10 protein-coding genes and 2 pseudogenes are annotated in these 9,556 nt (G+C 71.1%); 9 read left to right on the top strand and 3 right to left on the bottom strand.

Translation table 11 applies throughout. The annotated features are described in order from the left end of the window. The coding region (locus Q5530_RS34600) for an RICIN domain-containing protein (RefSeq protein WP_415367033.1) at window positions 1–495 on the bottom strand (495 nt) is incomplete at its 3' end. Between Q5530_RS34600 and Q5530_RS34595 the strand changes: the two genes are divergently transcribed. Beyond that, window positions 488–655: a hypothetical protein gene (locus tag Q5530_RS34595; protein WP_415367032.1), complete on the top strand. Its 168-nt coding sequence runs from the start codon at window positions 488–490 to the stop codon at window positions 653–655. The two genes, Q5530_RS34600 and Q5530_RS34595, sit on opposite strands and share 8 nt — an antisense overlap. A gap of 1,491 nt (window positions 656–2,146) precedes the next feature. Next, window positions 2,147–2,374 (top strand): hypothetical protein, encoded by a 228-nt coding sequence (locus Q5530_RS34590; protein ID WP_415367031.1) that lies wholly within the window; start codon window positions 2,147–2,149, stop codon window positions 2,372–2,374. On the opposite strand, the gene Q5530_RS34585 is transcribed toward Q5530_RS34590, so the two are convergent. Continuing rightward, window positions 2,332–2,913, bottom strand: coding sequence for a hypothetical protein (locus Q5530_RS34585; protein WP_415367030.1), 582 nt, complete (start codon window positions 2,911–2,913; stop codon window positions 2,332–2,334). The two genes, Q5530_RS34590 and Q5530_RS34585, sit on opposite strands and share 43 nt — an antisense overlap. Window positions 2,914–3,394: 481 nt before the next feature. After that, window positions 3,395–3,973, bottom strand: coding sequence for a MarR family winged helix-turn-helix transcriptional regulator (locus Q5530_RS34580; RefSeq protein ID WP_415367029.1), 579 nt, complete (start codon window positions 3,971–3,973; stop codon window positions 3,395–3,397). A 286-nt stretch (window positions 3,974–4,259) separates the two neighbouring features. Here Q5530_RS34580 and Q5530_RS34575 point away from each other — a divergent pair, with 286 nt between their 5' ends. The 7 genes and pseudogenes from Q5530_RS34575 (at window position 4,260) to Q5530_RS34545 (ending at window position 9,043) form a co-directional block, all read left to right on the top strand. Further along, the gene (locus Q5530_RS34575; RefSeq protein ID WP_415367028.1) at window positions 4,260–5,462 is read left to right on the top strand and encodes a cytochrome P450; all 1,203 of its coding nucleotides are present in this window, start codon (window positions 4,260–4,262) and stop codon (window positions 5,460–5,462) included. After that, window positions 5,459–5,650 (top strand): ferredoxin, encoded by a 192-nt coding sequence (locus tag Q5530_RS34570; protein ID WP_415367027.1) that lies wholly within the window; start codon window positions 5,459–5,461, stop codon window positions 5,648–5,650. The genes Q5530_RS34575 and Q5530_RS34570 overlap by 4 nt, the downstream gene beginning before the upstream one ends. After that, window positions 5,647–5,829 (top strand): annotated as a pseudogene (locus Q5530_RS34565) (FAD-dependent oxidoreductase); the annotation flags it as partial. The gene Q5530_RS34570 and the pseudogene Q5530_RS34565, both read left to right, overlap by 4 nt. A gap of 113 nt (window positions 5,830–5,942) precedes the next feature. Next, a pseudogene (locus Q5530_RS34560) lies at window positions 5,943–6,508 on the top strand (NAD(P)/FAD-dependent oxidoreductase); the annotation flags it as partial. A gap of 21 nt (window positions 6,509–6,529) precedes the next feature. Further along, complete coding sequence (locus Q5530_RS34555) at window positions 6,530–7,018, top strand: oxidoreductase C-terminal domain-containing protein (protein WP_415367040.1); 489 nt, start codon at window positions 6,530–6,532, stop codon at window positions 7,016–7,018. Continuing rightward, window positions 6,969–7,616, top strand: coding sequence for a DUF3159 domain-containing protein (locus Q5530_RS34550; RefSeq protein WP_415367026.1), 648 nt, complete (start codon window positions 6,969–6,971; stop codon window positions 7,614–7,616). Before Q5530_RS34555 ends, Q5530_RS34550 begins: the two co-directional genes overlap by 50 nt. After that, window positions 7,613–9,043: an MFS transporter gene (locus tag Q5530_RS34545; RefSeq protein WP_415367025.1), complete on the top strand. Its 1,431-nt coding sequence runs from the start codon at window positions 7,613–7,615 to the stop codon at window positions 9,041–9,043. Before Q5530_RS34550 ends, Q5530_RS34545 begins: the two co-directional genes overlap by 4 nt. Window positions 9,044–9,556: the final 513 nt, after the last annotated feature.

The raw sequence follows: 9,556 nt of genomic DNA, 5'->3' as shown, positions 1-9,556 counted from the left end.
CGGGTTCTGGTTCGACGTCGTGGTGGTCGAGGTCGTGGTCGTCGTCGACGTCGTGGTGGAGGTCGACGTGGAGGTGGTGGTCGACGTCGAGGTCGGCCCGCCGCTCACCGGGGTCAACGTCCACTGCTTGGTGGACACGCTGTCGCAGGAGTTGATCTGCACCCCGGCGCCGACGGCGGTCGAGCTGTCCTTGATGTTCATGCACTTGGTGCTGTTGGTGTCGACCAGGCGGTAGTTGCCGCCGCTCGCGGTCACCGTCCAGGTCTGGCCCGCGCCGCCGGTGCACGCGACCTGCTGGATCGCCTTGCCCGCCGACGTGGACGCGTCCTGCACGCCGACGCACAGGCCCGTGGCGACCGAGCTGATCCGGTACCCGCCGCTGACCGCCGTGAACATCCACTGCTGGCTGCTCGCGGTGCCGCACGACGCCTGCTGGAGCTGCACGCCCGCGGTCGAGGTCGCGTTGGGCACGTCGAGGCAGTGTCCGGTGCCCACGTTCTTCACCGTGTACGTGCCCGCGCCGATCGCCGCCGAAGCGGTCGTGATCGGCCAGGCGACGAGCGTGGCGGCCAACGCCGTGACGCCCGCCGCCGCTGCCGCGCCCGCACGCCATCGCGCGCGGTGGGGCCTTGCGGCGCGCGTGGGGGGAGGTTGAACATTCATCGACAACTCCGCTTCTGACTTACCCGGACGCCGGAACTGGCGTTGGCGAACTATTCACGCGGGGTGGACGCCGGTGGGCATGAATCCACCGGCACGCGATGGCCAATACCGCGCGTCCAAGGTGCTTCCTCACGTCGTCGTGCTGGAAACCGCTTTCCCGCCGGATGTTAGATGGTCCGGAAGTGGCCGGTCAACGACGGTTCCGGCGGCTGAGGTCGGGTAAGCGTCGAATACCGTCGAAAGCGCAGGTCAAAGACGGGCGAGCCGATCATCCCCCGGCTGGGGGATCAATGCGGGCGGTCATACTCGTGAACAGAATCGACGGGTGCCGATCACACTTGTGAACAATCGAGGCACCGGTAGTCGCATTCAGTCCGGCGGTGGCCGCCGAGAGCCAGTCCGGACCGCGTCCGCGAAACCGGAAGTACGCCCGCAGCGCGTCGGCCAACGGCCACACATGATGGGGTGACCGTGTTCGGCCGCGTGTGCCATCCCCGCGACGAGGCTCGACGCCTCGGCGTCCAACCACCCCAGCGCCGTCGGCACGGTGAACGCGCGTCGGCACGCGATCCGGCACCGGTCGCGCGTCGGGGTCGATCGTCGCCACCGCGGCGGTCGCGGTGCGGACGTAGAAGCGCGGCACCCGGTCCACCGCCTCCTCCTGCCCGCCTTCGCCCGCGCGTTCCACTGCGTACGCGCGCAACAAGTCGGGGAACCGGTGAACGGTGCGGCGCGTAGTGGTCCGTCAGGTGCGCCGCGCACAGCACGTCCAGCAGGCGGTCCACGGTGTCCTGGCCGTCGTCGCGGAGCACCGCGACCACCTCGGCGGAGAAGTCCGCTGGGCACGAGGGCCAGCCGCTGGAACGGGATTCGCGCCTTGGTCGGCAAAACGAGGTAGGACGGGTCGAACGCCGCGCGCACCGTCATGCCGGGCTCGGTGCCGGCGGCGAGCGCCTCCCGTCGGGTTGCCCGACGTCAGCCGGTCGGCGAGGTGGCCGATCCGGTGGTGCGGTCGGCTCGACAGGTCGGCCGCCGCGATCCGGATGGCGAGCGGCAGGTGGCCGCACAGGGAGCACAGCCGGCGCGCGGCGGCCGGCTCCTGGTCCACCCGCCGGGCGCCGACGATCCGCCGCGGCAGGCCGATCGTCTCGTCCTCCCGCAGCGCGCCGAGCGACAACGACCGGGCGTCGTTGGGCGCGACCAGGTCACGCGGCTCGTTGCGGCTGGTCACCGGAACGAGGCGGCCCTGGTGGTCGGGCAACAACGCGAGCACCGACCGGAACACGCCGGCCCAGCGGCCGCGCGCTCGGCCCCTGCTCCTGCACCAGGGCCGCCGAGGCGGCTACGGGAGCGCTGCGGGACAAGCTCGAGTACCCGATCCCGCGTCAGGGCGACGCCGGGCCCGGCCTCCAACTCGTGATCGTGGAGAGGATCCCGTTTTCGCGTCCGGACGGCCCGTCGGCGCGGCTACCCGGAGACGGCGGTGAGCTCGCGTGGCGGCAACGGCTTCCCGACCGTCGCCGCCACGCACGCCGCTCGGCTGATGGCCCAGGGCGTGTTGCTGCGCTCGATGTCGGACAAGGGCGTGGTGGCCGTCCTCGATCCGCGCATCGCCACCGTTCGCTACGGCGGCTTCACCAGGGCCTCGCTCCCGCCGTTCCGGACGACCTACGACCCCGGGGTGATCCGCTCGACCAACTCGTCGCGGTAGGCCTGAACGTCCCGCAGTTCCGGTTCGGAGCCGTCGGCCCGTTTGAGCGCGCCTTCGAGGATCCTCAACGCCTGCTGTTCGTCGCCCTTCGCGTCCGCCAGCCGGGCCGCGTTCTCCATGGCTTTCGCGAGCCTGGTGCGCGCCTCGGGTTCTTTGGCGGCCTTGTGGACCCGGATCCAGTTGCCGCCCGGATCGACGACGGTGAACCCGGTGTACCGGTCGTTGCGCAGCCGCGGCCGGGTCATGCGCGGGATGCCGGAGACGAGCAGTTTTCCGTGCACGGACCGCATCCCCGCCGCGAACGCCTCGAACAGCTCGCCGATGTCCGCCACGATGACCAGGCACGTGCTGTACGACTGCGCCGGGTCGTAGTCCTCCATCTCGAAGAAGTGCAGGTTGAGGTCTTCCCGCCGCACCGCGACGTGTGGGTTCGGCCGCGTCTGCCGATAGGTGGTCTCGAAGCCGAGCATCTCGTAGAACGACGCGATCTCGTCGATGGAAGGACAGGGCAGGAGCGGAATGGTCAGTTCGTTCGCCACCGCCCGAAGCTAAGCCCGGATCCGACGAAACGACACCGAGGTATTTGCTCATGCGAACAAGTGGCGCCCGGTGGGGTCGGCGATGGTTGTAGTGGGTCCAAGACCGCTGGCAGGTGGTGTTCGTCGACGATGAGCAGGCGGCCGGTGATTTCGCGTCGGGCGGTGCCGACGAACCGTTCGGCGCAGGTGTTGACTCTCGGGCAGCGTGGTGGGATCTTCAGGACCTGGATGCCCGCGCCGGCGAGGACCGCGTCGAACGAGGCGGTGGACTGGCCGGCCCGGTCTCGGTGTCGCGCTGGGGCGCGGGCGGTATCCGTAGGCGCTTGAGCACGCGGCGCACGGTCGAGGGTCAACGTCCGCTACCGGCGGGGGCTCGAGCGGGAACTGCTCGGCTCCTTCCTCGCGCTCGTCGAGGCACACGCTCCGTACCTGCGCGTCCGGTACGCCTCCTGACCGAGGCCCAGTGGGTCCGCCTCCCACCTCACCCCCGGTCGGCCGGGCCCCCGCCGGTTCCACGCGAACGGCCCCGAGGTTCCCCGGGGGCCGGTATCGGCGCGTTGCCGAACACCTTCTCGCCCTCGACGGCGAAGCGCGGCAGCAGCCGCCCGAACACCGCGCGCTCTTCACGCGTCCAGTCGGCGCAGATGCGCCGGATCAACGCCCTGTTGCGCACCCTCATGTCGTCGAGGAAGTCCCGGGCCGCCGGGGTCAGGCTCGCCACCATCGCGCGCCGGTCCCGCTCGTCGGGCTGCCGGGTCACCAGGCCGCGGGACTCCAGGTCGTCGAGGTGGCGTGTCACCGTCGTGCGGTCGAGGCCGAGCTCTTCTGCCAGCTGCGACACGCGCAGCGGTCCGGTGCGGTGCAGCACGAACAGCGGCGAGGCGGTGCCGCGGCGCAGCCCGGCGGAGATGCCGCCGGCGGTCCGCTCGAAGAAGTCCTCCGTCGTCCGCGTGAGCAACGCCATCGCGTCGAAGACGCGGTTCTCGAGCGTCTGGCGCGTCGTGGGCTCCCGGTCCGCCGGGGAAGGGGTCGGAGCACCTGCGTCACCGTGGGTCGTCATGCCGGTGTCACCGCGTCCAATCGTCGAGCTGGCGGGAGAGGTCGCGCGATCCACGCCGCGCCGCCTGATGCGGGTCCACGTGTACACCGCTTCCTGGAGCAATGTACGCGAGCACCTGTCCTGGTACTCGGCCGACTTCGGCGGTAGCACCGGAAGCACGCCAAGATACGTGTAGACGACCTCATAAGATATGTGTACTGTGCCGCATATCTGAACGGCGGCCGAAGGTCGTGACGACCATGCCGGAGCGCGCCGCCACCCACATCACCCCTGAGGGGAACCGCGCGTGGAACCGAACTACCCGCTGCACCTGCCGGACTTCTACATCGGTGATCCCGCACCGGCCTACCGGGACCTGCGCCAGAACTCACCGGTGCACTGGACCGGCGCCAACGGCGGGTTCTGGGGGATCACCCGCTACGAGGACATCAAGTTCATCGGCTCGCGGCCGCACCTCTTCTCGTCGGCCAAGGGAGTGCTGATGCCCGACGGCAAGCCCCGGACGGCCGACCCGCGCCCGATGCTGATCACGACCGACCCGCCGCGGCACAACGCGTTGCGCAAGCTGATCTCGAAGGGCTTCACCCCCAGGCACGTCAACGCGATGGAGCCCGACGTCCGCGCGATCGTGCGCGGTGTGCTCGACTCCGCGGGGGCAGGCGTCGAACTGGAGTACGCCGAGGGGCTCGTCGCGAAGGTCCCCGTCCGCATCATCGCCGACCTGCTCGGGGCACCGGCCGAGGACTGGGAGCAGTTCCGCGCCTGGTCCGACGCCTCCGTCGGCTCTGCCGACCCCGGCATCACGCTGACCTCGCAGGAGGCGTTCGGGGCGCTGACCACGTACTTCCGCCGGCTGATCGAACTGCGGGAGCAGCGCCGCGCCAACGACCTCCTCTCGATCCTCATGGACGCCGAGGTCGACGGAGAGAGCCTGTCCCACGACGAGCTCATGTCGTTCCTGCACCTGCTGCTCGTCGCCGGCAACGAGACCACGCGCAACCTGATCGCGCTGGGCACCATCGCGCTGATCAACCACCCCGAGCAGCTGCGGATGCTCGTCGAGGACCCGGGCCTGATCCCCTCCGCGGTCGAGGAGATGCTGCGCTACGTCTCCCCGGTCACGCACATGACCCGCTGGGCCACCGAGGACGTCGAGCTGCGCGGCAGGTCCATCAGGAAGGGGCAGGCGGTCGTGCTGCTCTACGGCGCCGCCAACCGCGACGAGGACGTCTTCGGCGACACCGCCGAGCAGTTCGACATCACCCGCCGCCCCAACCCGCACCTGGCCTTCGGCACCGGCGAGCACGCCTGCCTGGGCCTGTCACTGGCCCGGCTCGAGGCCCGCGTGTTCTTCGAGGAGTTCCTCGCCCGCTTCGACCGCGTCGAGCTCACCGGCGAGGTGGTGCGGATGCGCTCGACCATGGTGCCCGGCGTCCGGACCATGCGCGTCCGCCTGGGTGCCGCGACCGAGGAGGCCGGTGTCCGGTGAGGATCGTCCTGGACCGGGCCAGGTGCACCGGCATCGGGATCTGCGAGTCCTTCGCGCCCACCGCGTTCGAGGTGGGCGACAACGGCGAACTGGTCGTGCTGTCCGCCGAGGTGCCGGAAGGCACCCTGGACGAGGTGACCGCGGCCGTCGAGGGCTGCCCGGCCCTGGCGCTGAGGCTGGAGCCGTGAGCGCCACGACGGTCCACACAGGACCCCGCTCGCTCGTGGTCGTCGGCGCCTCGCTCGCGGGTCTGCGTGCGGTCGAGGCAGCGCGCAAGGCCGGGTTCGCCGGCCGCGTCACCCTGATCGGCGACGAGCCCCACCCCCCTTACGACCGGCCGCCGCTGTCGAAGCAGATGCTGGCACCGGGAGGCTCGACCGGACCGGTGACCTTCCGCAGCCGTGCGGAGCTCGTCGACGAACTGGGCGTGGAACTGCTGCTCGACACCCCGCCACCGGACTCGATCCGGACACCGGGGTCGTGCACGCCGGCGGTGCAGAGGTGGCCTACGACGCGCTGGTCATCGCCACCGGCGCCGCGGCCCGCGGCCTGCCGGGAACGGAAGGCCTGGCAGGTGTGCACGTCCTGCGGACGCTCGACGATGCGCGCGCGGTCCGCCGTGCTCTGGACGAGGGTGCTCGCACCGTCGTCGTGGGGGCCGGATTCGTCGGGTCCGAGGTGGCCTCGGCTGCCCGCGAGCGCGGCTTGCCGGCAACTGTCGTGGAGGCGCTGCCGGCCCCACTGGTCCGGTCCGTCGGACCCGAGCTCGGTGCCGCGCTGTCGTCGTTGCACACCCGCAACGGCACCGTGCTGCGCTGCGGACAGGCCGTGGCCGGGTGGAGGACACTGACCGGGTCGAGGGCGTCCGCCTCACCGACGGCACCGTGATCGGCGCCGACCTGGTCGTCGTCGGCATCGGGGCGGTGCCCCGCACGGACTGGCTCACCGGCAGCGGACTGCCCGTCGACGACGGCGTGGTCTGCGACGAGTTCCTCGGCGCCGGCGCACCCGGCGTCCACGCCGCGGGAGACGTCGCCCGCTGGCACAACCTCCTGTTCGACCGCTCGATGCGGGTGGAGCACTGGTCCACCGCCGCCGAGCAGGGGGCGCGTGCCGCACGCAACGCGGTGGCGCCGGCAGACGCCCGGCCCTGCACGACGGTTCCGTACTCCTGGTCGGACTGGTACGGCTCGCGCATCCAGTTCGCGGGTGTCGCGGCAGGAGACGGTCTCGAGATCGTCTCGGGCGACCCGGCCGGCGACCACTTCGTCGCGCTGTACCGCGAGGGCGACCGCCTGACCGGGGTGCTGACCCCGAACGGGCAGCGCCACGTCATGGAGTACCGCCGGCTCATCGCTCAACGAGCCCGCTTCGACGAAGCCGTCGCGTTCGCCAGGACGTCGGCGCCCGTGCGCCCCGCGACCACCACTTCCCGAACTCCCGCCAACACCGGCCTACCGCTGGAAGGACGAGACAGCCATGACCGAATTGCGGCAACACGACACGATGGACGACGACCACACGACCTCGCCCTCCGACACGGGGCCCACCCGTGAAGAGGCGATGCTCGCCCGCACGGGCACGCGGATGGGCTTCATCTACTCCGCCGTCCCCGTGGTCGTGTTCGTGACGGCGAACCTCTTCCTCCCCCTACCGGTGACGCTCACCGTCGCCCTGCTGACGGGGGCGGGACTGGTGGCGTTCCGGCTCGTGCGCGGTGAGCGCTGGATCTCGGCGGCCGGCAGCCTGGCAGGCGTCGCGGTCGCCGCTGGGGTCGTGGCGCTGACCGGGTCGGCGAAGAACTACTTCGCGGTGGGGATCTGGGCCTACCTGGCGGGCTTCGTGATCACTCTCGGCTCCGTGCTCCTCCGCCGGCCGGTCACCGGCGCCATCTGGAACTTCGTGCACGGCCGTGGACACCGGTGGCGGGACGACCGGACGGTCCTGCGCGCCCACACCACCGCCACCCTCGCCGCAGCCGTCGTGCTGGGTGCCCGGTTCGGCCTCCAGCAGTGGCTCTACCTCAACGACAACACCAGCGCGCTCGGTGTCGCCCGCATCGCGATGGGCACGCCGTTGTCGGCGCTCGTCGTGGTGGTCGTCGTGTGGGCCTTCCGGCGCAGCACCAAGCAGTTGCTCCCGAAGAACCCGTGACCACGCCACCGAGGACGCTCATCGCCGTGCTCGCCCTCGCGGGGATCACGGTGTCGTTGCAGCAGACCTTCGTCATCCCCTTGCTCCCCCATCTGCCGGCGCTGCTGCACACGACCCCTGGCAAAGCCTCGTGGGCCGTGACGACCACGTTGATCGCGGGAGCGGTGTCCATCCCGATCACCGGCCGGCTCGCCGACATGTGGGGCGAGCGGCGCGTTCTGCTGTGCTGCCTCTCCCTGCTGGTCACGGGTTCCGCGGTGACGGCGCTCAGCACCTCGCTGGGCTGGTTCGTCACCGGTCGCGCCCTGCAGGGCACCGCCGCTGGTGTGGTGTCCCTGGGCATCAGCCTGCTCCGCGACCACCTGCCGGCGCGCCGGCTGGCTTCCGCGACATCGGTGATGAGCACGTCGCTCGGCGTCGGGGCCTCAGTGGGAATCCCGCTGTCGGCGCTGCTCGCGCAGTACACCGACTGGCGGGTCCTGTTCTGGACCGCGGGTGGGCTGGCCACCGCGGCGGGTGTTCTCGTCCTGCTCGTCGTGCCCCGCACGTCACGGCCGCGGGACGGCCGGTTCGACCCGCTGGGGGCGTTGCTGCTCTCGGGAGCGCTGGTCTGCCTCTTCCTCGCTGTCTCCCAGGGCGGTGGCTGGGGGTGGACGAGCGGCCTCACCCTCGGGTCGTTCGCGGGCGCTGCCGCGCTGCTGGTCCTGTTCGGCGCGTGGGAGCTGCGCATCCCGCAACCGTTGATCGACCTGCGGGTGAGCCGCCGGCCGCAGGTCCTGCTCACCAACACCGCCTCGGTGGTCTTCGGCTTCGCCATGCTGACCAACTCGCTGGTGTTCACCCAGCTCCTGCAGATGCCCGCGACGGCGGGGTACGGGTTCGGCGAGTCGATGCTCGTGGCCGGCCTCCTGCAGGCGCCGGGCGGAGTGTGCATGACCGCCATGTCACCGGTGTCGGCCAGGATGACCACCCACTTCGGACCCAAGGTGACACTCATGGCCGGCGCCCTGGTCCTCGCGTGCAGCTACGGCTTCGCGGCGCTGTGGCACGCTCAGCTCTGGCAGTTGCTCATCTGCACCGCCCTCGTCGGGGCCGGCATCGGGCTCGCCTACGGGGCAATGCCCTCGCTCGTCATGGACGCGGTTCCCGCCGGTCAGACCGCGGCGGCCAACGGTCTGAACAACCTCTGCCGGTCGTTGGGCACGTCCGCCGCCGGCGCCGTGACCGGACTGCTCCTCGCCGCCGGGACCACGACGGTGAGCGGGCGCGCAGTCCCGGACCCTGCCGCGTTCACCACCGTCCTGCTGGCCGGCGCTGCGGCGGCGCTGCTCGCCCTGGTCGTCGCCGCCTTCATCCCGGGTCGTCCACGCGTCGCACGCGGTCGGGGGATGACGCGCGCAGCTGCCGGGAGGGTTCCGGAGGTGTGAGCTCAGGCGGCCCCGGCGTGCGCGACGAGAAGCTCGGCGACGGCGTCCGGCTGGTCGACCGGCCTCGGCGACTGCCGGTGGAGAGGAAGAAGCGGACGTAGCGCTCCGCCGAGTTCTCCAGGACGGTTCTCGGCCAGACCACCGAGCGCCTGGTGGAAGCCGAACCACTACGGCGACCCCTGCCACAGGAAAACGGCGGTGCCGGCAGGAGTTTGACCAGCCCTTCCGACAGGGTCGGCTGGTCACGCGCTCGGGTGACGACGCTGCCGTGGCGAATGCCGGAGTGACACCCAGATCGGTGCCGACGACGTGTGCCTCGTGGTCACCGAGGACGTCCAGCACCCGGAGCAGGTCCATGGCGATCGCGGGGCCTGGTAGCCGCGGACGGCGGGTGTGCTGTCGCCCTGCGAGGTGTCGCAAGCCGGCCTCGCAGGTCTGACCTGCGAGTCGGACCGCCGCAGCTCGGACGTCGATCAAGTGGTGTCGACGATGCGGTTGTCACGGCTGCGGTCG

It is taken from the genome of Saccharothrix sp. BKS2, assembly GCF_047689505.1.
Classification (GTDB): Bacteria; Actinomycetota; Actinomycetes; order Mycobacteriales; family Pseudonocardiaceae; genus Actinosynnema; species Actinosynnema lopnurensis.
The sequence above is the reverse complement of the archived record's forward strand: the minus strand, read 5'-3'. Positions and strand labels throughout refer to the sequence as shown.

Coding starts and splice junctions, on each gene's coding strand:
- Q5530_RS34580 (WP_415367029.1), bottom strand. CDS start 3,973: ATGACGACCCACGGTGACGCAGGTGCTCCGACCCCTTCCCCGGCGGAC.
- Q5530_RS34555 (WP_415367040.1), top strand. CDS start 6,530: ATGCGGGTGGAGCACTGGTCCACCGCCGCCGAGCAGGGGGCGCGTGCC.
- Q5530_RS34550 (WP_415367026.1), top strand. CDS start 6,969: ATGGACGACGACCACACGACCTCGCCCTCCGACACGGGGCCCACCCGT.